General features: G+C 39.2%; 23 protein-coding genes and 2 other annotated features. Of the genes, 1 reads left to right on the plus strand and 22 read right to left on the minus strand.

The features are described 5' to 3' along the window. Nucleotides 1-9 precede the first annotated feature (9 nt). The 19 genes from obgE to hpaB all read right to left on the minus strand — a co-directional run bounded on the left by obgE (nt 10) and on the right by hpaB (nt 20,120). Nucleotides 10-1,302 (minus strand): GTPase ObgE, encoded by a 1,293-nt coding sequence (gene obgE / locus KI375_RS07590; RefSeq protein ID WP_212972900.1) that lies wholly within the window; start codon nt 1,300-1,302, stop codon nt 10-12. 5 nt (nt 1,303-1,307) lie between these two features. Beyond that, the gene (locus KI375_RS07595) at nt 1,308-1,859 is read right to left on the minus strand and encodes a Spo0B C-terminal domain-containing protein (RefSeq protein ID WP_212972901.1); all 552 of its coding nucleotides are present in this window, start codon (nt 1,857-1,859) and stop codon (nt 1,308-1,310) included. A 113-nt stretch (nt 1,860-1,972) separates the two neighbouring features. Then, complete coding sequence (rpmA, locus tag KI375_RS07600) at nt 1,973-2,254, minus strand: 50S ribosomal protein L27 (RefSeq protein ID WP_212972902.1); 282 nt, start codon at nt 2,252-2,254, stop codon at nt 1,973-1,975. A 30-nt stretch (nt 2,255-2,284) separates the two neighbouring features. Next, on the minus strand, nt 2,285-2,614 hold the full coding sequence (locus KI375_RS07605) for a ribosomal-processing cysteine protease Prp (protein ID WP_212972903.1): 330 nt from the start codon (nt 2,612-2,614) through the stop codon (nt 2,285-2,287). A gap of 14 nt (nt 2,615-2,628) precedes the next feature. Continuing rightward, nucleotides 2,629-2,937: a 50S ribosomal protein L21 gene (gene rplU, locus KI375_RS07610; protein WP_207451591.1), complete on the minus strand. Its 309-nt coding sequence runs from the start codon at nt 2,935-2,937 to the stop codon at nt 2,629-2,631. Nucleotides 2,938-2,950: 13 nt separating this feature from the next. Continuing rightward, nucleotides 2,951-3,037 (minus strand) — a sequence feature (ribosomal protein L21 leader region). 90 nt (nt 3,038-3,127) lie between these two features. After that, the gene (locus KI375_RS07615; RefSeq protein WP_212972904.1) at nt 3,128-3,994 is read right to left on the minus strand and encodes a site-2 protease family protein; all 867 of its coding nucleotides are present in this window, start codon (nt 3,992-3,994) and stop codon (nt 3,128-3,130) included. Further along, nucleotides 3,987-4,742: a M23 family metallopeptidase gene (locus KI375_RS07620; protein ID WP_212972905.1), complete on the minus strand. Its 756-nt coding sequence runs from the start codon at nt 4,740-4,742 to the stop codon at nt 3,987-3,989. The genes KI375_RS07615 and KI375_RS07620 overlap by 8 nt, the downstream gene beginning before the upstream one ends. A gap of 312 nt (nt 4,743-5,054) precedes the next feature. Further along, entirely contained in the window at nt 5,055-5,861 is an 807-nt protein-coding gene (gene minD, locus KI375_RS07625; RefSeq protein ID WP_212972906.1) for a septum site-determining protein MinD, read from the minus strand. 1 nt (nt 5,862) lies between these two features. Continuing rightward, a complete protein-coding gene (gene minC / locus KI375_RS07630; RefSeq protein WP_212973168.1) occupies nt 5,863-6,543 on the minus strand; it encodes a septum site-determining protein MinC in 681 nt (226 codons plus the stop codon). Nucleotides 6,544-6,989: 446 nt separating this feature from the next. Beyond that, nucleotides 6,990-7,508 carry a rod shape-determining protein MreD gene (gene mreD / locus KI375_RS07635; RefSeq protein ID WP_212972907.1) on the minus strand — a complete coding sequence of 173 codons (519 nt, stop codon included), beginning with the start codon at nt 7,506-7,508 and terminating at the stop codon, nt 6,990-6,992. Continuing rightward, entirely contained in the window at nt 7,508-8,374 is an 867-nt protein-coding gene (gene mreC / locus KI375_RS07640) for a rod shape-determining protein MreC (protein WP_212972908.1), read from the minus strand. Before mreC ends, mreD begins: the two co-directional genes overlap by 1 nt. 182 nt (nt 8,375-8,556) lie before the next feature. Continuing rightward, entirely contained in the window at nt 8,557-9,576 is a 1,020-nt protein-coding gene (locus tag KI375_RS07645) for a rod shape-determining protein (RefSeq protein WP_212972909.1), read from the minus strand. A 169-nt stretch (nt 9,577-9,745) separates the two neighbouring features. Continuing rightward, nucleotides 9,746-10,417: a RadC family protein gene (radC, locus tag KI375_RS07650; protein ID WP_212973169.1), complete on the minus strand. Its 672-nt coding sequence runs from the start codon at nt 10,415-10,417 to the stop codon at nt 9,746-9,748. Nucleotides 10,418-10,465: 48 nt separating this feature from the next. Then, nucleotides 10,466-11,038, minus strand: coding sequence for a Maf family protein (locus KI375_RS07655; protein ID WP_212972910.1), 573 nt, complete (start codon nt 11,036-11,038; stop codon nt 10,466-10,468). Nucleotides 11,039-11,193: 155 nt separating this feature from the next. Continuing rightward, nucleotides 11,194-12,210: an SPOR domain-containing protein gene (locus tag KI375_RS07660; protein ID WP_212972911.1), complete on the minus strand. Its 1,017-nt coding sequence runs from the start codon at nt 12,208-12,210 to the stop codon at nt 11,194-11,196. A gap of 126 nt (nt 12,211-12,336) precedes the next feature. After that, complete coding sequence (locus KI375_RS07665; RefSeq protein WP_212972912.1) at nt 12,337-13,080, minus strand: prepilin peptidase; 744 nt, start codon at nt 13,078-13,080, stop codon at nt 12,337-12,339. 456 nt (nt 13,081-13,536) lie between these two features. Continuing rightward, nucleotides 13,537-14,886 (minus strand): bifunctional folylpolyglutamate synthase/dihydrofolate synthase, encoded by a 1,350-nt coding sequence (locus KI375_RS07670; protein ID WP_212972913.1) that lies wholly within the window; start codon nt 14,884-14,886, stop codon nt 13,537-13,539. Nucleotides 14,887-15,401: 515 nt separating this feature from the next. After that, entirely contained in the window at nt 15,402-18,041 is a 2,640-nt protein-coding gene (locus KI375_RS07675; protein ID WP_212972914.1) for a valine--tRNA ligase, read from the minus strand. 69 nt (nt 18,042-18,110) lie between these two features. Next, nucleotides 18,111-18,459 (minus strand) — a binding site (T-box leader). A gap of 209 nt (nt 18,460-18,668) precedes the next feature. Beyond that, complete coding sequence (hpaB, locus tag KI375_RS07680; protein ID WP_244852408.1) at nt 18,669-20,120, minus strand: 4-hydroxyphenylacetate 3-monooxygenase, oxygenase component; 1,452 nt, start codon at nt 20,118-20,120, stop codon at nt 18,669-18,671. Between the two features lie 198 nt (nt 20,121-20,318). Here hpaB and KI375_RS07685 point away from each other — a divergent pair, with 198 nt between their 5' ends. After that, on the plus strand, nt 20,319-20,471 hold the full coding sequence (locus tag KI375_RS07685; protein WP_374706821.1) for a hypothetical protein: 153 nt from the start codon (nt 20,319-20,321) through the stop codon (nt 20,469-20,471). Between the two features lie 16 nt (nt 20,472-20,487). Here KI375_RS07685 and ysxE read toward each other — a convergent pair whose 3' ends face one another. The 3 genes from ysxE to hemL form a co-directional block, all read right to left on the minus strand. Then, nucleotides 20,488-21,534: a spore coat protein YsxE gene (gene ysxE, locus KI375_RS07690; RefSeq protein WP_244852410.1), complete on the minus strand. Its 1,047-nt coding sequence runs from the start codon at nt 21,532-21,534 to the stop codon at nt 20,488-20,490. An 86-nt stretch (nt 21,535-21,620) separates the two neighbouring features. Then, nucleotides 21,621-23,018, minus strand: coding sequence for a LysM peptidoglycan-binding domain-containing protein (locus tag KI375_RS07695; RefSeq protein ID WP_212972917.1), 1,398 nt, complete (start codon nt 23,016-23,018; stop codon nt 21,621-21,623). Between the two features lie 181 nt (nt 23,019-23,199). Next, on the minus strand, nt 23,200-24,489 hold the full coding sequence (gene hemL, locus KI375_RS07700) for a glutamate-1-semialdehyde 2,1-aminomutase (RefSeq protein WP_212972918.1): 1,290 nt from the start codon (nt 24,487-24,489) through the stop codon (nt 23,200-23,202). Between the last annotated feature and the right edge of the window lie 10 nt (nt 24,490-24,499).

A 24,499-nucleotide genomic window follows, 5' to 3' on the forward strand; every position in this document is an offset into this window, starting at 1 on the left:
CCATAGGTGTTATTCAATAAATTCAAATTCAAATTCTAGAATTCGAATAATGTCTCCATCCTTCGCTCCACGTTCTCGCAATGCATCATCGACGCCCATTCCCCTCATTTGTCTAGCAAACTTGCGGACCGATTCATCCCTTGAGAAATCTGTCATCTTAAACAGGCGCTCGATTGAATCTCCATTTATTACAAAAGCACTATCTGGGTCTCTTGTGATCGAAAATTGATCCGGGTCTTTTTCATAGCGGTATACAACACGATGAATGTCCGAATCAGCGTCTTCGGTCTCATAGAGCGGAAATTCTGGGGTTGTTTCCAATTGATTCGCTACTTCAAATAATAAATCTCGGATTCCACTCCTTGTCAACGCGGAGATTGGATAAATTGGATACTCTTCCTTAAGTTTTGTACGAAAAACAGCTAAATTTTCCTCTGCTTCAGGCATGTCCATTTTATTGGCCACAATAATTTGCGGGCGCTCAAGCAAGCGAAGATTATATCTTTCTAATTCTTGATTAATGGTCTGGAAATCCTCAAATGGATCTCTTCCTTCCATACCAGACATATCGATCACATGAACGATTACTCTCGTCCTCTCAATATGTCGAAGAAATTGATGGCCAAGCCCTACCCCTTGATGAGCCCCTTCTATCAACCCTGGCAAATCAGCCATAACAAAACTACGACCATCTTCAGTCTCTACAACACCTAGATTCGGAACGATGGTTGTGAAATGGTATTCTGCTATTTTAGGTTTAGCTGCTGAAACAACAGAAAGCAAGGTGGATTTCCCAACACTTGGAAAACCAACAAGTCCTACATCAGCAAGAATTTTCAGTTCAAGAACAACATCTCTTTCCTGTCCTGGTTCTCCATTTTCTGCCATTTCTGGAGCTGGGTTCGCCGGTGTAGCAAAGCGGACATTTCCTCTACCTCCACGTCCTCCTCTAGCCACTACAGCTTGCTGGTCATGTTCGACAAGGTCGGCAATCACTTCTTCCGTGATAAGATCCTTTACAACTGTTCCTGGTGGTACTTTGACAACTAAATCTTCGGCACCCTTTCCATGCTTACTTTTAGACATCCCGTGCTCACCTCGGGGTGCCTTGAAATGTCGTTGATAACGGAAATCCATGAGCGTACGTAATCCTTCATCTACCTGGAAGACAACATCTGCACCTTTTCCGCCATCTCCACCAGCTGGCCCGCCCATTGCTACATATTTTTCTCTGCGGAAGGCAACCATCCCATTGCCGCCATCTCCACCCTTCACATAAACCTTCACCTGATCGACAAACACAATGATCACTCCATTCCACTAAAAATAACGTTACAAATAAAATTCGTTTCACTTACTTCTTTAAGGTTAATGTGAATCTGTTTATCTTCATAATGTAATAACCATTTCTCTAAACTATTTAAATCCTTTAGCTTTCCTTCAAAATCAAAATGCAAGGAAAGGCTCTTTTCCAACGGTTCAATCGAAACATATAATTGATTCGAATATAATGGATGAAGAGCATCTGAGACTACTTGAAAAAAACTTTTCATCCAATCCGTCAATGTTACATCATTGATGGATCGGGCAGATAAATCATTGATGAACTCATATTCTATCTGGAATGTATGGCCTTCCCAGCCCCAATTATGAAGTAGTAACAATGTCGCAAATTCTGGCAAGCCTAATTTTGTTAATTTCGTTTCCTGTTGAGATTCTAAAACGATTTCTTCAATCACTCGTTCAGCTTCTTCTGTTTTTCCTAATGCAAGATAGCCTTTAATCAATTGAATCCGATTTAACCAATCATGGCGAGCGTGTTGTAATAAAGTAAGTGTTCCTTCTTTATCTTTCATCATTATATCCTTCCCAACATTCTTCAATCGTTTCTATTGTATAATAAAAAGAAGCGAATGAGTAGAAATAAAAAAGGCTCTAGCCATAGTTGGTTAGAGCCTTTCTGTGATTTGTCTTATGCTACTGGGTATACGCTGACTTTTTTCTTGTTGCGACCAACACGTTCAAAGCGAACCACACCATCTGTTTTGGCAAATAGTGTATCATCACTTCCACGGCCAACATTTTCCCCTGGATGAATTTTTGTTCCACGTTGACGGTATAAAATCGAGCCACCTGATACAAGTTGACCATCTGCTCGTTTCGCACCCAATCGTTTTGATTCTGAATCACGACCGTTTTTAGTAGAACCTACTCCTTTTTTCGAAGCAAAAAACTGAAGATCCAATCTTAGCATTTGATTCACCTCCATTTTAGAACGTTTCTTTTAAATCAATTTGATCTTTACAAATTCAGGATATTCTCTTTCAATTGTTTGTAAGGAAACAATCATTCCTTCTAATAATAATTGAACCTGCTTGTTCCCTTCTCCCCCCAAAGGCTGAGGAAGGGAACAGTTTAGGAAACCATCTTCTTCTATCGTGATCTCCGGTTCAATTGGAGTCAGGGCAATGACTGCATTTAAACTGCCAAAAGCGACAGCTGAAACACCTGCACAAACAATATCTTTCCCTTTATCGGCAAATTGAGCATGACCTTGCATTGTAAAGCCACTAATGTCACCATCAGCTGTATGGCTAATTCTAATTTGAATCATAGGAACATCTTCTCTTAAGCATTGATTTTTTCAATGACAAGTTTTGTGTAAGGCTGACGATGCCCTTGTTTTTTATGATAATTTTTCTTCGGCTTATACTTGAAAACAACAATTTTCTTTTGACGACCTTGTTTTTCAACTTTAGCTGTAACAGTAGCTCCCTCTACAAATGGGCTTCCTACTTTTACATCTTCGCCACCAACGAAAAGAATTTTGTCAAAAGTAAAGGAATCACCTTCAGTCGCATCTACCTTTTCAACGTAGATTACTTGTCCTTCTTCTACCTTTACTTGTTTTCCACCAGTTTCAATAATTGCGTACATAATCGCACCTCCTTATTAGACTAAGACTCGCCATTTGCAGGTGCTCTATTTTTAAAAAAATAGAAACTTTCATACCTGGTATGTGCGGTTGTAGCTCAGGCGCTACAAACTAACATAAAAATTTTAGCATATACAATGTTCAACTGTCAATAGCGGTTTAAGTATAAAAGATATACATGACAAAAATCCGTTAACTTGCATACATGAGATCGATTAAGCGTGCTCGTACTTTTTTCTCCGAAAAGTACGCATGGAGGAGTTCATTTTCATCCAATTGACATTCACGATCCGTTTTTCCATCAATATCAATTAAATGTTTATAGCCTCGTTTAAACTTGCTTAATATATCAAAAACATAATCCTCGCTATCAGCCTGTATTGTTTGTAATCGTGAAATGCTTTGTTGCTCTCCAAAATGGCGTTCCAACAAGAATCTCATTAAGAGATATTTTTGCTGTTTCCAATCTGTCCATAAACAAACATTTAAATACATTAAAATCACCCAAATGTTGATATGAAGAGGTGCTACCAAAAGAACAAGTAAATGGAACATCAATAAAATAACAAATGAAATAACTACAGACATTCGTACGGAATCAAGATAAGATTTATAAGTTGAGAGATATAAATGAACTAATTTCCCACCATCAAGTGGGCGTATTGGCAGAAGATTAAAGATCATAATCATCCAATTATAGTGGCTAATTTGCTGGGCATATTCTGCTGATATTAGTCCGCCCATATGAAGAAGAGGAATGATTCCAGCTATCCATAGGTGTTGAAGGGGCCCTCCGATAATCACACAAAACTCTTCAACGAGCCTTCGATTTCCATGCTCATCAACATCACAAAAACCCCCAAAGGGGAGGAGCATGACCTTTTTTATCTTCCAATTAAAAAATTGAGCAACAACAGCATGACCCATTTCATGAATAAAGACGATCAAGAAAAGGGCGAGTAACTCCCAAAAGTATCCAGTGAGCACACTTAGCCCAGCTATTCCCCACATTAATGGATGAATTCTTATTTTTGTAAAAAGGCGCCCATACTTATTCAAATTTCATCACCTGGATAGGATCGATAAATGTATCATGCTGTTTAATCGCAAAATAAAACTGCCCAGTTTCTCCATCTTCCCCTGAAGAAACAGTGCCAATCAGTTGTTCTGCCGTCACTTTTTCCATTGATTTGACAGAGATATGATCCAGCATACCATACCATGATTCAGAATAATCAGGATGCTGAATAATAACGGTATTGCCGATTCCCTCCTTCTTTCCGGCGAACGTGACCGTCCCTGATGACATTGCCTCCACCTTCGCTTCAGTTCCTGTCTCCATAATGATTCCCTGATGCTCCTCGGAGAAAGGTTCTAATATTTTTCCTGTTACAGGCATAGCTAGGTTTTCCTTCGGTTCCTCCTTGTTAGAATCTGATTGTGCAGGAAAAAGGGCCAATGGTTGTCCAAATTTTTCTTCATACCAATCTGCCACAACTGCGAATTGAAATTCACGTTCAAATGTTTTTTTTATCTCAGCCCTTGCCGCTTCCATCTTTGAAGAGGGTGATTGAAAAATAATCGCAACAAGCAGGACAAGAATGGCTGAAATAAAGATTTTCATAAAAAAGACTTCCTTTTTAAAAAGTGGATGCACCGATTCGTTAGGGTCTGATTCGAAAACAGAATTTTCCCCATCATCCTGTTGAAAAAATGTCTCTTCTAATTTCCGATCATGAGTAATGCCATATTGTTTCCTTCTTTTATTCATTTCTCTCCGAATTTGTTCCAATTTATGGCGGTCCATTCTCCCCCATCCCCCTTAGCCATTTTTACTACCATATGACTTGTCCAGAGCAAATATGCGATAAGTTGGGAAAAGTGCAAGCGCTTGATATAGGAAGAAGGGTTAAGTTAGCGGCGTCTGTCGCTTCGTTTGCACTGGTCTCCCCACGTCGCAACACTGATGAACTCCCATCCTGCGAGCCTCGAGCAGATGGCGCCTGGAGCTAGACACCAACCGTAAGGTAAACAGGTATCCACAAGCGACAATTTTATAGTTTCCTTCACAATACAAAAAACTTCCACACCAAAAGATGTGAAAGTTTCGTTGATAGATTTAGGATGAGCTACTAAATAACCTCTTCAATTTTACAAAAAAGCCTGTTTTTTCATCATCAAGTGATTGTAAGGGGACAGACTCTCCTAAAATTCGTCTGGCTATATTCCTATATGCAATGGAGGCTTTACTATTAGGGTTAAGCGCAATCGGCTCTCCTTGATTCGATGATTTTATCACTGCTGCATCATCTTGAACAATTCCCAGTAGATCAATTGATAAATGCTGGGCGATCTCATCAACATCTAGAACATCGCCATCCTTCATCATTTGACTACGGATTCGATTTATAATTAATTTTGGCGGTTCTAATGTGTCTTCCTTTTCTAATAAGCCGATAATCCGATCTGCATCACGGACAGCCGAAATTTCAGGTGTAGTGACTACAATTGCGCGGTCTGCACCAGCGACTGCATTTTTGTATCCTTGCTCAATTCCGGCTGGACAATCAATTAAAATATAATCATAATCTTGTTTCATATTGGAAATGAGCTGTTTCATTTGTTCAGGCGATACAGCAGTCTTATCACTTGTTTGTGCAGCTGGTAATAGATATAAACGATCATCAAATCTCTTATCCTTCACTAAGGCTTGATGCGGTTTACATTTTTCTTCCACAACATCAACAAGATCGTAAATAATGCGACTTTCCAATCCTAATACAACATCTAGGTTACGCAAGCCTATATCCGTATCAATTAAACATACCTTTTTCCCTTGCAGGGCAAGGGCTGTTCCAAGATTTGCGGAGGTAGTTGTTTTCCCAACTCCTCCTTTACCTGATGTAATCACAATCGCCTCACCCATTTTAACGTCCCCCTTTGAATCTTGTAATATTTGGTCTAATATGTTTCAAATTTTGCAATCTATCAATCATAATTTGCTGTGATTCATCTATGTAGGCACATTCCATTTGATGATGTCCTTCCTGATCATGATCATCAGGGGGACGTGTGATACAGTCAGCAATCCGTAATTGTGAAGGTGTCATAAAAGAAGCGACAATGACTGCTTCCTTTTTACCTGCGAAACCAGCGTGGGCAATTCCTTTGAGAGCGCCCATGATAAAAATATTCCCACCAGCTCGAACGGTCCCACCAGGGTTCACATCTCCTACAAGTAATAAATCACCTGCCACTTCCAAAACCTGTCCTGATCTGACAATTGTCGTAACAGAGGTAATCAGTTGTTCATCTATAATTCGCTGCGATTCTTCCTTTGTTAAAACATTACTCACAATGTCTTCCACTACAAGGTTTTTTTGATCGCGTATTCGTTCCTTCAATTCCTGCTGTTGCTCTTCCGTTAACAATCGATTTCCAGCGAGAATGCGTACAGAAATAAGCGGACTATCATTCTCTCGCCCCTGTAAATTCACTAACTTCTCGTCCAGCTCTTGTAATAATGCTTCATAAGAACAAGTATCATTTAATTGTAATGAAAGACCATCTTTCGTTCCTTTTATCATGACATTTTGTCTATTTTTCATATATAGCGGGCAAAGGAGACGTTCAATCGTTGACTGTGCCCTCTTATCTCCTTTCAACTACTAACTTCCATCGTCGGTTCATTTCCTATATTTTAACGCAAAGAACCAAAATCGTCATCTCTTGCTCATTCGACAAATCTTGAAAAAATCCTCTTTTTTAAGAAAAGCACAAGGCGTGCGGCTGCCTTGGACAAGCAAATGTTCCTGAACCTAGGAAGGGGCTTTTTCCCTTCATAGGCAGGGTTATTTAGCGGAACATCGGCTAAGGACGCCCCTTCCTGTGGCACGCCGATGGACTCGCATCCTGCGAGCCCCTAGGGGTTAGGCGCTGGCCGCCTTAACTCACCACGTCCTGTAGCACTCGCGGCACTAGTACATCCTGTACGTCGAAGCTAGACCTAACCTAGCCACCTTTAAACTTCTCTTATGAGAAAAGCGCAAGATTCTTATTCATGCAGTTCAATCTTTTTACGTTGCGTCAATAATTTTTTAAATGGAAAATAAATAATCAAGAAAAAGATCTGATTGACGATCAGTGTAGGCCATAGTCTTCGATTTAGAAATTCCTGAATCCCCATATTATGCTGGAGTACAAATACATTCAAACCATATACAACAAATTCAACTATTCCCACAGATAAAAGAGCAATAAAAAAGGTGGTAAAAATGTTCACTTGGACCACTTTAGCCATCTTAGAAGCTAAATAGACAACAATTGGGAGTAGAAATAAATAAACACCAATAATTTCCGTATAATACACATCGAATAAAAGACCAAAAATCGCTGCATAAATCAGGGTTCGGTTTCGCAGATAGAAAATCCCCATAACAATCAAGAGGACTAACAAAAAATGAGGGACCAATAAAATATCGTTTTTAATTGTTCCAGGTGGAGTTAGCTCAACAAAAACACTTTCACAATAAAAACATAAAGTTAAAAGAAGAGGAAGAATCAATCGTTGCATCATTCTTCCCCCTCATCTAAATCAGTTTGCTTCCCCATTGTGCGTGCGACAACCATCACATGTTCGAAATCATAAAATTGAGCTGATGGCTCAATATAAGCAATTTGGGTTAGACCAAAACGATCCATTTCTACTGATTTTACTTTTCCAATATCAAGTGTTTTGGGAAAGACCCCGCCAAGCCCAGAAGTAACTACATTTTGTCCTTCTTTTAATTTTTTATCAACTGGGATGTCCTTCATTAATAATAGCTTTTTGTCGGCATCATACCCATTGATCAACCCGAAGATCTCTTCTTTTCCTTGTATTTGAGCTGATACTCTATTTTGTGTGTTTTCTGATGTCAATAACTCAACTGTCGCCGTCATTTTAGAGACACTTATCACTTTTCCAACTAACCCTTTTGCAGTGATCACAGCCATCTCTGTATCCACACCGCTATTCGTTCCTCGATTAATAATAAATTTTTCGTCCCATCTTTCAGGGTTTCGGCTAATAACGGTTGATTGAATTGTTTCATATTCACGTAGATCATCTGTTTTCTCAAGGACATTCCTTAATTCCTTATTATCCTTTTTTAAATCAGCAATTTCCTTTTCTAACTTCGCTAAACCCTCTAATCGTGACTTTAGTTTCTTATTTTCAGTATATGTATTTTTTAAATCTTCTACATTCTCAAATAAATTGGCAATACCATGAGCAGGTCTAGCAACAATTGATTGACCAAAACCAACCACATCTTTAAAAAACTGCTCAGGTTTTGAAATATTATCCTTATCCCTCAAAGAAAAACCGATAAGCGAAACCAGGATAATAAGACTAACTAATAATATGATTAGACGTTTATTTAGAAAAAAATGGGGCATCCCATACACCTCTAACTTTCAAAGCGGAAATAACGTAGCTATAGTAAAAGAAGTTCAAAAAGTAAGACAGGCTCAAAAACGCAACGTTTTGTCCCTTCGCATGCACGTCGCAACGCCGTTCTAACTCATGTCCTTGTGGCCTAAAAGTAGAAGCGCCAGTAGCAAGAACCGGCGCATCTTCCTTATCGAGAATCCTTGGCTTTATTCTTAAATAGGTCAATATGCTCTAAAGCCTTTCCTGTTCCAATCGCAACACAATCAAGTGGCTCATCAGCAATTAACACAGGCATTTCCGTTTCTTTACTCATTACCTTGTCCAGGTTATGTAATAAAGCTCCTCCGCCTGTTAAAACAATTCCTCTATCCATAATATCTGCAGCTAATTCTGGCGGCGTTTTTTCCAATGTGTTCTTCACCGCATCCACAATAGCCGTTACTGTATCACTAAGCGCACCAGAAATCTCTTCAGCTGAAATCTCAATTGTCTTCGGTAAACCTGTAAGTAAATCACGACCTCTAATCTCCATTGGTGCAAGTCCTTCTACTTCTCCGGCTGAACCAATTTCTACTTTGATTGCTTCTGATGTACGATCCCCAATTAATAAATTATATTTTTTACGAATATAGGCGATAATCGATTCATCGAAATTGTCTCCAGCGGTACGTATCGACATGCTTGTAACAATTCCACCAAGAGAGATCACAGCGACCTCGGTTGTACCACCGCCAATATCGACAACCATACTTCCTGTTGGTTCCCACACTGGTAAATCAGCACCAATTGCTGCAGCAAAAGGCTCCTCGATTGGATAAGCATCACGTGCTCCTGCTTCTCTTGTTGCATCAAGAACGGCTCTTTGTTCTACAGCCGTAATACCAGATGGAACACAAACCATTACATACGGCTTTCCGCCCATTCCCTTCCCCTTAAGAGCTTGATTAATATAATACTTCATCATAGATGCAGTCGTTTCATAATCAGCAATGACGCCATCTTTCATTGGACGTAAGGCAATAATATTTCCCGGTGTACGACCAATCATATTTCTTGCATCATTTCCCACTGCAACAATTTTCCTTGTGTCCGTTTGTAATGCAACGACAGATGGCTCTCGTAATACAATTCCTTTGTCTTTTGCAAACACTAGGGTGTTAGCCGTTCCTAAATCGATCCCTAGATCTTTCGTACCTAATCCAAACATTGTATGTATCTCCCTTTCCCATGCCATATGCCTCGTACGACATCTTCCTACAATTCATTTGGCAAAATTCACGATTTTTCGTATTTTATACAGACTTGATCTACTTGTCTTACATAATTATTCAAAACGCCAGTATTATTATATCTTAACCTTTTTCAAAATAACAGTCTCACATATATCCTTTTTCTTTCATGCTGACATATTTTTTATCTCCGATTATCACATGATCCAATACTTCAATCCCTAGCATTTTCCCACATTCCGCTAAGCGTCTGGTTACTTCAATGTCTTCACGTGAAGGTGTTGGATCGCCTGATGGATGATTATGAAAGCAGATAACCGTGGCTGCCGCCCGTCGGAACGCTTCCTTAAACACTTCCCTAGGGTGAACGATAGACGCATTCAAACTCCCAATAAAAATTGTCTGTCGGTGCACCACTTGGTTTTTCGTATTCAAATATAGGACGACAAAATGTTCCTGCGTGAGAAAACGCATGTCATTCATTACATAATTGGCACCATCCTCAGGGCTCTTGATTACATAGCGATCATCATATGTTAAGTTGCTAATTCTTCGCCCTAGTTCAACAGCAGCCACTAGTTGAACAGCCTTCGCTTGTCCAATTCCCTTAATACTTACTAGTTCTTCAAAAGCTGCCTCCTTTAGCCACATGAGGCCATCGAATTTTGTTAAAAGACGATTAGCAAGTTGAAGGACCGATTCTGATTTTGTCCCTGTTCTTAAAAGAATTGCGATAATTTCTTGAGTAGATAAGCTTTGTGGACCTGCCTTAATCATACGCTCACGCGGACGGTCTGCGATAGGAAAATCTCTAATCATTAACGCCTTTTTCGTATCCAATATGCTCCTCCTTATTATTATAGATGTTTATGAATAAGGAACAAGTCTCTTTTCCATTAAAAGACGAAATAATCGGGAGATCGGTAGACCTACAACAGAATAATAATCCCCTTCAATCGATTTGACGAACAAGGAACCTAAACCCTGAATCCCATAAGCTCCTGCCTTATCAAATGGTTCACCACTATCTAAATATTTTTCAATCTCTTGATCAGTTAATGGCCAAAAATCAACAGCTGTTTTTTCATAAAAACGTTCTATCTGCTGTTCATTGATCAACGTAACACCTGTGTAAACAAAATGCCTCTTCCCCGAAAGGTTCCATAGCATTTGTTTCGCTTCTTTTCTATCAGTGGGTTTACCGAGGATTTTCTCGTTTGCAACAACAATCGTGTCTGCAGCAATAATAGTAGAAGAAGGAAATTGTTGAGCGGCTACATTCGCTTTGCGAGAGGATAATATCATGACCATCTCTTCTGGCGGGTAATTTCGACTAATAGATTCATCGACATTTGGTGAAAAAGTTGTAAATGGAATGTTTATTTTTTGAAGAAGTTCTTTTCTGCGGGGTGAAGTTGAAGCTAAGATGAGGTTCCTCATGTGGTTGTCCTACCTTTCTCAAGAATGGGAGATACATAGCCTTATCTTACCAAGAAAACAAGAAAGAAACAAGCAGGTAGAGACGCTAATTATATGAATATAAAACGACAATCAACGAGAGACTGCAATGTTGAGCTTAATAAAGCAGCCATTCACTAAGAGTGGCTGCTTAATTGGTAATAGATCGTAATGTAATTTAGTAAAGATTGTTGAACTTTTATTGCTTCCTCTTTGTTTTCTGAGGAGTTTTCGAGACCTTTTAAAGCAGCTTGTAATTGCTCTTGCAAATTTACCGCTTCCTTATTTTGGTATACTCCATCCTTATAGGAGTCTATCAGTTGTAAACCATTCTGCGAGACCTTCTCGTTTACATCCCCTCCCACTTCTCCTTTTACCGCTTCTCCAGCAACAGTTTTAAAGTAATTTACCTCTTTTAATAGCTGTTCTGCTTGTTCTTTGGTTGCTAGCTTGATCGAGCTTTCCTTTAGTGACAGCTCTTTGGCCAAAACATCTAAACCGCTTTCTTTTACATTTTTTTCCCACGATTCTACTTCTTGAAGTTCTCCTGCCACTCCTATAAATACATTATATTTTCCATCCATCTCTAAAATCGTTGTGGCATAGTTTTGATTGGTTAATTCCTTCGCTGCAGATTCAGCATTTTCCTTTGATGAATAAACACCCGCTTGTAAAACAGGGACCGCCATTGCTGGCAGTGTTGCTTCGTAACCCGCACCAGTTTTTTTCTCTTCTCCTGGCTTATCTTCTGCAGCAACTTGATTCTGTGCAGTTGTGGTTGCTTGTATATCTTCTCTTTTCATGATCTGCAAGAAGAAAGTCCCAAGCAATAATCCTACCGTGATAGCTAGTACAAAAGATATGATTGTCCTTTTAATCCCTAATGTAAATGGACCATTGCCGAATCTATGAATATTGGGACGTTTTTTCGATTCGGTATGATGATTCACTTTAAATTCTGGAATCTCTGGCTCCTCTTCATTTGGTAGAATCCATTCGAATTCCTCTTCATCGAGCATTTCTTCTGATGAGGCTGCGGATGTTTCTTCAGAAGCTGCTTGCCAATCATGCACAACCGTTTTTTCCTCAAAAGGGCGTTCTTTTCCATTTAATTTGATTTTAATTGTTGATTGTTGTCCATCTTCTTTTGCCATTCCTATTACCTCCCGCCCAGTTATTTTCCTCATGCTATCATACAACCAAAAAAAAAAGACGAAACTTTTGTCGTCTAGGAAAAAAAGGTTTTCGTCATTTTTTTTAATAGAGTTATTGAACATACTCTATTGGAATAGAGATTGATACCATGTTAGGATAGGCTGATGGTAAAAGTAGGTAATGAGGGTTCCCATTGCAATAAACGGACCAAAAGGAATGGGTTTTTTTCTTTCAAAAAACCCGCAAGCCATACCAATGATCCCAATTATCGCGCCAAGAATATTCGCAAAAAAGAAGGAAATAAGCATAAATTTCGTTCCAAGCGCAAGTCCTAGGACTGTATATAACTTAATATCGCCTCCCCCCATTCCCCCTTTTGATAGAATCGCAATAAGCATTAGTAGAATAAATGCGGCGGCTGCGCCTAGTAACGAATCCCACCACGGTTGCAGAGGTTGAATCATTCGTTCGACGATAAATAAGATGGCAAAAAAAGCGAGGATTTTATCGGGGATAAGCATGAACTTTATATCTGTAATAAAAATAATGACAAATAATGTAATTAGGGTCCATGCAATCACTAATTCAAATGTCCAACCAATCCTTGAATAGGCATAGACAAATAAAAGAGCTGTGGCTAATTCCATAATCGGGTAAAAAGGAGAAATCGGCTGCTTACATTGTTTGCACTTTCCCCGCTGAAGCAGAAATGACAGGACAGGAATTAACTCAAAAACTGTTAGTGTTTTTCCACATCCAGGGCAGGCTGACGGAGGCTTCACAATCGATTGTTTGGCAGGGACTCTCAATCCTACCACATTCAAAAATGATCCCAAGATAAGAGCATAAACAAAAATAATAATTTTCATTTTTCACCGCCTTTATCCCGCATTAACGGGCAGTAATCCCCCCACCTCAGCACTATAGAGAATACGGAGAAGCGTAGGTGGGGAGACACTACCCGTATCTGACTCCAGCGCCTAGCAAATTCGCGGTTTCTGCTTGCGATAAGTCAACCCTTTTGGCTCATCGTGTTTCCTTTAACTTGTCAGAAACATATAAATTTGTACGTCGCTAGACAGGCGCTTTCGCCTTTTGAGTAAAAGCCCGATTCGTTCAGGCAAACAAGATGCTGTTCACAAAGGCGTTACCACGTAGTGGACGTACAAGTGCAGGCGAAACTATCACTAGGGCGGCGCGGATTTAGCCTGTGATCCTCCGAATCAGTGAGGAATGAGGAAACAAGGTAAGTTTGCGACGACAATTACACTTCTGCATTAGCACATCCTCTACATCGAAAAATCCCCATTGATTGAAGTTTCACTTTATTTCTCTTTTGGAAGATCAATGGATGAACCAGTTTCCATTCTTAACTGAATCATTTCTTTCAAAAAAGGTTTTATTTCTGAGATAAAATATAGAGAACCAGTAATCGCTAAGATATCCGTCTCCTTTGCTGATAAAACCAATGTTCGGATCAGATTTTTCCAATCTTTATTACAGTGAGCTTTTGCATTACTTGATTTAGCTTGTAATTCTTCTACCGATGCCGCTCTTGGAAAATCAAACTCAGTTAAATAAAGATCAACATTCATCGAGTTAATGACTGTAAACATATCTGTTAAATCTTTATCTTTTAATGCCGTAAATACCAGCTTTATTTTTTCTTTTGGAAAATGCGTCTCCACTGCTAATTTGAAGGCTTGTACGCCCTGTACATTATGTGGGCCATCAATGAAGATCAGAGGACTGTCATTTAAGCGTTCCAGCCTTCCCGGCCAAAAGGCCTTTTGTAATCCAACTCGGAACTCAACATCTCGTATATTCAGCTGCCCTATAGATTGCAAATAGGTTAATGCTGCTAAAGCCGCTGCTGCGTTTTCTGTTTGATGCCGACCCAACAATGATACTTGTAAGTGATCATATGAGGCCCATTTCGATTGATAGCTAAATTGTTCTCCATGCTCAATGGGATGATATTCCTTTATAAGGAAATCCTTGCCTATTTGATAAAATGGAGCTTTTTGCTGTATAGCTTCTTGCTTTAACACAGATAAAACACGCTTATCTTGTGCCGTAGTAAATATAGGTATGTTTGATTTTATAATACCAGCCTTTTGGTAAGCAATTTCTTCAATTGTATTGCCCAAGATTTGCATATGGTCCATGCCAACATTTGTAATGACGGAAGCAACAGGGCGAATGACATTGGTGGAATCATATCTTCCCCCTAACCCTACTTCAAATAAAGCAACATCCACTCTTTGGATTTCACTAAAATAATAAAACGCCATCGTTGTGATCACTTCAAATTCTGTCGCAGGCCCTAGTTCCGTTTGTTCTATTTCCTCTGCAATTGGCTTGACTACATTCACTAATGCAGTGATTTCATTGTTATCAATTGGTTTTCCATTGATACTAATCCGCTCATTAAATTGTTCAATAAAAGGTGAGGTAAATGTCCCCACTGAGTATCCAGCTTCATTTAGGATCGAACGCATATAAGTAACAGTAGATCCCTTCCCGTTCGTCCCTCCTACATGGATCACACGAAGATTCTTCTCAGGATTTTCAAGACGGCTTAACATCCATTCCATACGTTTTATTCCTGGTTTTATCCCTAGTCGAAGCCGTGAATGGATCCAATTAAGTGCTTCTGTATATGTATGTATCAACTTCACACCTTCTGTTCTGTATAAAGAGGCTGAGACAAAAGTTTTTTACTCAAGACAAAACCGAACTGCCTATACCCCGCTTCGGAAATATACTTCGCTAAGGCAATACATTGTTCGTCTTTGGAGCTTAGCATTTCAGTTATGTCCCATCCTCTTATTTATTTACTTGCCAGAATTAACAAACTTTAGCCTATGAATAAAATCTAATTCTAAGTTTCATCGTCTAGTTCTAACGCCTAGCTCCGAGTATACCCGCATCCAATGGTAAGGCTACTAGTGTAGACGAAGCGACAGGACGCCGCTTTTGAGTCTGCCGCCAGGATGGCACCTTTTAGCCGTTCATCCTTATTAAAAGTTTGTACGTCGCTATACGGGCGCTTGCGCTTTTGTCCATCCAGCTCCAGGCGCCATCGGCTCGAGGTCAAATAACCTGAGCCAATGAAAGGGAAAAACGCCTTTCTTTGTCTCAGAACATTTGCTTGTCGCCGATAGGCAGGCACCTTCCGCTTTTGGTCTTACATTGCTTTTAATTCTGCGATTCTTTTTTCTACTGTTTGTTTTTTCTCTAGGTAATCTTTTTCTTTTGCTCTTTCTTCGTTGACTACTGCTTCTGGAGCTTTTGCAACAAATCTTTCATTCGCTAGTTTTTTTTGTACCCGTTCTACTTCTTTGTTCCATTTATCCCATTCTTTTTGCAAACGAGCAAGCTCTTCTTCGATGTTGATGAGACCTGCTAATGGTAAAAATAATTCTACTCCTGTCACCACAGCTGACATTGCCTTTTCTGGCATCTCTATAGTTGTGCCTATTTCCAGATTTTGTGGATTACAGAACTTTTCAATGTATTGTTTATTCGCTTCTAAAGCTTTTAAAACCTTCTCATCTTTTGCTTTTAACATAAGATTGATTTCTTTACTCATCGGTGTATTGACTTCTGCTCTGATATTACGAACCGAACGAATAATGTCCATCAGTAATTTCATTTCACTTGCTGCTTCTTGATCCATATATCGCTTATCAGCTTTAGGCCATTCACTGACTGTGATCGACATGCCACTATGAGGGAGATGTTGCCATATTTCCTCTGTAATAAAAGGCATAATTGGATGAAGAAGGCGTAGTGTCTGATCCAAAACATATGCTAGAACTGAGCGGGTCATTCTTTTCGCCGCTTCATCTTCACCGTATAAAGGAAGTTTTGCCATCTCAATATACCAGTCACAGAAATCATCCCAAATGAAGTTGTATAAGGCTCTACCAACTTCCCCAAATTCATACTTTTCAGCTAGTTTCGTAACTGCTTCAATGGTGTCGTTTAACCGCGTCAATATCCATTTATCCGCTACAGACTGCTCACCATTTAAATCAATTTCTTCATACGTCATTCCATCCATATTCATCAAGGCGAATCTGGAGGCATTCCAAATTTTATTGGCAAAATTCCAGATTGATTCAATTTTTTCCATGCTGAAACGTAAGTCTTGACCTGGTGAGCTGCCTGTTGCTAAAAAATAGCGAAGTGTGTCAGCACCATATTTGTCAATGATATCCATTGGATCGATCCCATTTCCAAGCGATTTACTCATCTTACGTCCGTCTTCAGCACGAATTAATCCATGAATTAAAACATCTTTAAAAGGACGTTGATCTGTAAATTTCTTCGCCTGGAAAATCATTCGCGATACCCAGAAGGAAATAATATCGTATCCTGTTACTAAACAATCAGTTGGATAATAATGTTTGAAGTCTTCCGCCTCTGTATCAGGCCAACCCATTGTGGAAAAAGGCCAGAGAGCGGAGCTAAACCATGTATCTAATACATCTTGTTCTTGTTCCCAGTTTTCTCCATCTGCCGGTGCTTCATGTCCTACATAAATTTCCCCTGTTTCTTTTTGATACCAGGCCGGTATTCTATGTCCCCACCACAGCTGACGAGAAATACACCAATCATGAATATTCTCCATCCAGTGCATATAGGTTTTTTCAAAACGCTCAGGAACAAAATGAACTTTTTCTTCACTTTGTTGAAGTTCGATCGCCTTTTCAGCTAATGGTTGCATTTTAACAAACCATTGTGTGGATAAATATGGCTCTACAACGGCACCACTGCGTTCTGAATGACCAACAGAATGAAGATGGTCTTCAATCTCAAATAGTACTCCAGCTGCTTGTAAATCTTTTACGATTTGTTTACGGCATTCAAAACGATCCATGCCTTGATATTTGCCAGCATTCTCATTCATTGTCCCATCTTCATTCATGACGAGTACACGCTCTAAATTATGGCGATTTCCAACTTCAAAGTCATTCGGATCATGAGCTGGTGTAATTTTAACAGCACCTGAACCAAACTCCATATCAACATAATGGTCAGCTACGATGGGAATTTCCCGCTCTACAATCGGAAGCTTCACTGTCTTTCCAATTAAATGCTGATAGCGCTCATCGCTTGGGTGGACCGCTACAGCTGTATCTCCAAGCATCGTTTCAGGTCTCGTTGTGGCAATCTCAATAAATCCTGAACCATCTGTAAGTGGATAGTTCATATGGTAAAAGGCTCCTTGAACATCTTTATGAATGACTTCAATATCAGATAAGGCTGTTTTTGTTGCTGGGTCCCAATTAATAATATATTCTCCTCGGTAAATGAGACCTTCTTTGTACAGCGTGACAAATACTTCATGAACTGCTTTAGATAGCCCCTCATCTAAAGTAAATCGCTCTTTCGAATAATCAAGGCCAAGCCCTAGTTTCGCCCATTGCTTGCGGATAAAATCGGCATATTCTTCTTTCCACTTCCAAGTTTCTGCTAAAAACTTCTCTCTTCCAAGATCATATCGGCTTTTTCCCTCTTCACGCAGCTTTTCCTCTACTTTCGCTTGTGTAGCAATCCCAGCATGATCCATTCCAGGTAACCATAGAACATCATACCCCTGCATTCTTTTCATCCGTGTTAAAATATCTTGTAAAGTTGTATCCCAAGCATGCCCCAAATGAAGTTTTCCCGTAACATTCGGGGGAGGGATTACGATCGTGTAAGATTCCTTATTTACATCATTTAGTGCTTCAAAAAACTTCCCTTCCACCCACCAGTCGTATCGTCCTTGTTCAATTTTCTGTGGTTCATATTTTGTCGACATCGTTATATTTTCCATTTGAATTCTCCTTTTCACAATTCACTAAGGCTGCTGACATCCTTTTTAAATACAAAAAGCCCCCTTCGTCAAAAGGACGAAGAGAGCAGATTCGCGGTACCACCTTTTTGCTTAAGCCCATTCTACACTATAAAGGCCTAGCACTTCATAAATTAACGACAATTTTGCCGGCCTTCACTATTAGGGAGATCCAAAAAGTCGGATACGAAATTTTTGTGGTTTGCTTTTCCTTAACTCGAGACAGCACACCGTAATTTCTTTGTTTTGTATCCTTTTATTTGAACAAGCACTAACTATCCAATTCATGAAAGCTGCTCAAGGGCGACCTTCCTTTAGGGCTACTTAGAAAATCTCACACCACTGATTTTCCTCTCTGTAAGTAACGATCCAAAGTACTCTTCCCTATCAAAGCATTTATACAATTTGATTTACTCTATAGTAGCGAATAAAGGGGGATGATGTCAATCATTTTTCATGTTCATTTGCATTTTAGGCTATTTCTAAAAAAATTACTCCTACATAGTTAATTTTAATTTACAGACGTTGATGGCAATTGCTGTGACCGCCGACATTAGTACTAAAATAGCATTCTTTTCATGCTTTTTGCCCATCCTCTTTCTACTTCTATTATTTATTCTCCCTAAGAAACGTTCCTACCCTCTTCATATACTCATTTTTGGGATACCCATTGTAAAGACCCATAGCCAATCGGACTGGATCACCAAAAAAGAATCGTTCATAATGAGTTTGTCTTGTTCCAAATGCACTCATGCATAAATCCCAGACTAGCCGAAATAACCTGACACGATCTTCAGCAGAAGAATTGGAGCCTTGTAAATAAGTATCAATATACTTACGAATAGGGGATTCAAAACTTTTTTCAGTTGGAAGTAAAATAAGTCCGCTTCCACCTAATAATTGCAGAATTTCAACCAAACGAGGATATATCCTTGGGTAATAGTGAATGGCAACTTGTAATGGTTTTGCATCTGGAATCATCGTTCCCCATTTATCCAATTCCGCGTTCACTTGTGAAGACAAATGAAGTCCTTTCATAATTTCAAGTGCTGCGATAATCTCACTCATTTTATCTTGTATATGCTGGTATTCTCCAATATTAATGGCTTCTACTACGGATTCTGCTAATCCTAATATAAATTCTGTTTTTACAATCATTCTCACAACTGCCTGAAACAGTAGCATCGTATTGAAATTAGCCTCTGAAAAAAATTGATGCGCAATATTTATATCCTTGTATAAAAAGACTTTTTCCCAAGGAACTAGAACATGATCAAATACGACGATCGAATCCATCTCTTCAAATAGTGATCCAAGAGGATAATTGAAAGAGGAGCCTTCATCGTTCACAAATGATTCTCGGCAGATGAACTTTAAACCTTGTGCATTTGAAGGGACTGTAAACCCATAGATATAAGCATCTTCAATAAAATTACCCCCAGCTGGTAAAACCAAGATTTCATCGGTTATCCCTCCTTGTGTTGCTAACAATCTAGCGCCTTGAATTATAATTCCTTCGCTGTTCTCACCAATGACCTTTGCCGCAATATTTGCTTCTGAATCTGAATCCTCTAAATAACTAATAGACCGGTTCACTTGAGGATTGATAAAGGTATGTGTAAAAGTAAGATCCTGATCCATCGCAGCTTCATAATTTTGGAGAATATGTTCACCCAATTTTTTATCCTTTGCACCAAAAAGCTGGTGGGCAGCAGCCAATACCATCATTCCGGTATTTACGTAATCAGGAGATCGGCCTAATAAGCCAAAATTCTTCTGAGCCCACAGCTCTGTTGCTCTTTGACGAAATAATAAATCATCCTTCGTTTTCGGTTGATGGTAGGAAAAACTTACCCTTTCTTCTGTTTTCGGAGAAATGAACGTAAACACATCTCTTAAAGCAGGATCATTTTGCATATCAAATAACTGGGCTTTGCTTTTCATGACTCCTCGAAAGGCAGGATGCTCTGACACCTTTCCCACTATTTTATTACCATCAACCCAGATATCACTTTTTAAATGATCGATTCTGTTGATAAAATCTTTACCAGAAATCGTCATAACAATCGCTCCTTCTTTAATCATCTGAAATGATTATGCAAGCTACTTAATTAAGAAATGTGAGGACAGATTGTTTGGTGGACTATTATGGAAGATTAGGCACAGAATAAAACACCTCTACATAAATTAAGGTAAAGTCATTAGATAGAAGGTGAGGATATGAAGAGAAAATTTAATACGTATGCTTTTCAAAATTCGATGAGAAATCTGAAGGCAATCTGTCGCCAACTCGTTATACCCATTTGTATTTTCCAAGGTATTCGCACACTTATTTTCCCGACTATTTTAGATGTTTTTCTGTTAATTATCTTAATTACAGCAGCATTTAGCTTACATTTTGAATGGATCTAAAAGCCCCTTCCACTCTTTACTCGGAAGGGGGCGCTGTATTCTGTTCTTTCTTTCGTTGCTCTCGCTCTTCCAATTTCATCACAACATACTCTGTATTTTTCATTCGCCAATACTGTCTCTGTAATTGTTGAACAAGCTTCATTTCATTCTTTTCTTTTTCACTAGCAAAGTATTGCTCAATGGTGGCGAAGACAGAGCTTGGATAAGCCAAATAGCTTAAAAACAAAAGCATTTCATCCGCAGTAAAGGGAAAATAACGGAAATAAGCATCTAACCATTCCATTCCGTGGTCAAATGCCTTAGGGCGCGTTTGGAAGGCGCGATCCAAGAAAGGCAATAAATCATGGATAGGGGAAGCAACTCCCGTTCGTTCAAAATTAGTAAAATATCCAATCCCATTATGGTCATAAAGAAAATGTTCATTCGATAATTTCCCGTGAATGACGACACTTCTAGCTGTGGTGTCTTCAGAAGTCGATTCATGCCACTCTTTTAACTTGTTAATGGCGTAACGTTGGCCCCCTGCAATTTCACTGTAGATCGTACAAAATAGAACTTGAAACGGTGACATATACATTTGCCTTTCACTTTGTTGGATAAATTTTTCTAATACATCTTGTTCTAGCTCCCATCGAGTACCCATCCGTTCAAAATGCTCTTCTCGCTCTTCTGCCCGAACAGGGACTTCGCGTACGGTTATCGAATGAAGCCGTGCTAATTCACGGAAAAGATCAAGATGCTTTTGTACATGTCCTTCTCTCTCTTTATTGTCCAACCATGGCATTAAGTAATAAAGGGAATTTCCTTGCAAAATAGCATAGCGACCATCTAAAGTTGGATAAATAGGGACAATACGATTATATCCTTGTTGGTATAATTGTTGAATATAGGATAAGAAATCTAATCCGTGTTTGGCAACCATTCGTTTTAAAGCAAATTCTCCTTTATCTGTATATACTTTAAAAACCTTTCCCTGCTTTTCCGCAAATCGTAATGTTAACCCATACAACTCTACTAAACTCTCTATTTTTTTTGATGGTTTATTATCCATAGCATCACCCATTTTACTCTCATTCCCTAAGCCTAACCTTAATTATTTCTCCACAATAGTTAGCAATCAGAAAAAGGGAGGACGACAGCTGTCATCCTCTACTTTCTTTTCAATGGATGAATTTTTGTGGGAATATACAATACCTGTCCCTCATGTACTTCATCACTTTCATTTAATTGATTTGCTCTTAATAATTGTTGCGTGGTGCAATTATATTGTTCTGCCAAATTTTCAATAGAATCACCTTGCTGGACTAAACGAACTCTCATTTTGCTAACAGATTCTTCCTCTTTTCTAGCAAAAAAATCAGCAAATGAAATCGATTGGTACTTATCTTTCTTTTTCTTTTTCTTGCTGCTCATCTCTTCCTTGGACTCCATGAGGCCACTTGATTCAACCGCTTGGGAAGATGATTCTTCAAAATAAATGGACGATGATTCTGGCTCCCGCTGCTCTTCCTCCTGAACGTTACTTTCCTCTTTAAACGCGTCCAATGTTAGCTTTGGTACTTGGCGAAACAAAGTTGAAAGTGTTTTTTCTACCTCTTGTAATTCATCCTCTTGTTCCGTCTGTTGCTCTTCAGGAGTGTCTACATCTGTTCTTGCATCCAAATCAGTTAAGCCACTTGGTGCTAAATTCCCCTCGTCCTCCTCCTCTGCTTTTATTTCTATCACCTGATTTGGATCACTCGCTTCTGGCGTTTTTTCATGCAGATTTGGAAGCTGATGCTGGAAGGGAGACAGATTCTCTTCTTTCTCATCATTATTTTCTTCGAGCTCAGGTAAAATTCTTGCTTCCACCTCAAACGATTCATATAACTCATTTTCATTTTCTGAGGAAGTTTTTAGTTCCTCAGTATCTTCTGTCTCTTGGAAGACCTCAATCGCAACTTCTTCTCTTTCTTCTTCCCTTTCTGCATCCTGATCATCATCTTCCTCAGGTAAAGTTTCGTCCGCTACCACCTGATTTAACTCTTGTCTGTCTTCTTCCTCCAATAACGGTTCAGTCGATTCGATCGATTCACTTGCTTCCTGTAATGAAGCAGCATCTAAGATCACTTCTTCCTTATCCTCATATAAGCCGTTAATATAAATATCTGCAAGTACTTGGAGGCGATTCTTTTCTGGTAAAGCATAATCGAATGAGTAAATCTCAATCTCCAATTCTCCAATATCGGCAATCCTTCTTTTCGGGATTGTGATATCAATAGGAAAGCGGTGAGAAAATTCACCAATTTCATTATTTCTGATTTCTACATTTTGTATATAATGCCTATTACTCTCTGGATCTTCCATCACCGTATCATTTCCAGGAGAATGATTATACTCTCCACTTAGTTCAAGGGTTCCTTTTAATACAACAAATTCTTCTTCATCCAGTATGTTAATAGTAGGATCCAATGAAATGGATAAAAGATCCTCAACTTCATGTCCTTTTTCAAACCAAACCGTTTCCTCCAATGGAAATTTAAGCGATGTTTGTTGGCGATCAGGCAAATTCATTCCTCCTTTCGTTCCAATGAAAATATTACTCCCTATACTCTATGACCGTTATTGGTTATTTATGAAAAAAGAAAAAGAATGGCGTTGAGTGCCATTCTTTTTCTTTAAAATGCGTGTTCAAAAAGGAAGAAGAAATTCGAAGTATCATTTTTACCAACCTTTTTGAACATCTTCTTTAATTTTTTAATTTTGCAAATGTCCGTTCCGCCGCATGTATTGTCATTTCAATATCCTCGTCAGAGTGAGCTGTAGAAAGAAAAATACCCTCGAATTGAGATGGTGGCAAAAAGACACCTTGATTAGCCATTTCTTTATAATAGGCTGCAAATAATTGCAGATCAGACGTCTTTGCCTTATCAAAATTATATACATCTTCATTCGTGAAAAAGAGACCAATCATCGAGCCAGCTCGGTTAATCGTATGGGGAATATGATGCTTTTCTGCGGCTGTTTTTAATCCCGCTTCTAACATATCCCCTTTTCGGACAAACTCCTGGTAGGATTCAGGTGTTAATTGAATGAGTGTTTCATAGCCGGCAGTCATGGCAATTGGATTTCCAGACAAAGTCCCAGCTTGGTAAATTGGTCCACTTGGAGCGACTTTTTCCATAATCTCAGCTTTACCACCAAAAGCTCCTACAGGCAGTCCCCCGCCTATTACCTTACCTAAACAAGTTAAATCAGGAAGAATACCGAAATACCCTTGAGCACAGTTATAACCTACTCGGAACCCAGTCATCACTTCATCAAAAATGAGAAGCGAACCATATTCATCCGTCAGCTCACGAAGTCCTTGTAAAAACCCAGGCTTAGGAGGGACTACTCCCATATTTCCGGCTACAGGTTCTACAATCACACCTGCTATATCTTCTCCAAATTGCTCAAATGCCGCTTGAACTCCTTCAAGATCATTATAAGCAACTGTTATTGTATTTTTAGCGATCCCTTCTGGAACGCCGGGACTATCAGGTAATCCAAGCGTAGCCACCCCTGAACCTGCTTTAATTAAGAGGGAATCACCATGACCATGGTAACATCCTTCAAACTTTAATATTTTATTACGACCAGTATATCCCCTTGCTACTCGTAATGCACTCATCGTCGCTTCTGTTCCCGATGAGACCATTCTGACCATTTCAATGGAAGGAACTCTTTCAATAACAAGCTCTGCTAACTTATTTTCCAAAATGGTTGGTGCACCAAAGCTCGTACCATTTTCTGCTGTTTTTTTCAAAGCCTCTATAACCCGCTCATTTGCATGACCAAGGATGAGTGGCCCCCATGAGAGCACATAATCAATATATTCATTGCCATCAATATCATGGATATGGGAGCCATTTCCTTTTTCCATAAAAATCGGGTCCATATCAACCGATTTAAATGCGCGGACTGGACTATTCACACCACCAGGCATCATATGTATGGCTTTTTCATATGCATTGCGAGAATTTTCATAAGAACGCATATCTTTTATA

Source organism: Bacillus sp. J14TS2 (genome assembly GCF_018333015.1).
In the GTDB taxonomy this organism is placed as follows: Bacteria; Bacillota; Bacilli; order Bacillales; family Bacillaceae_C; genus Lederbergia.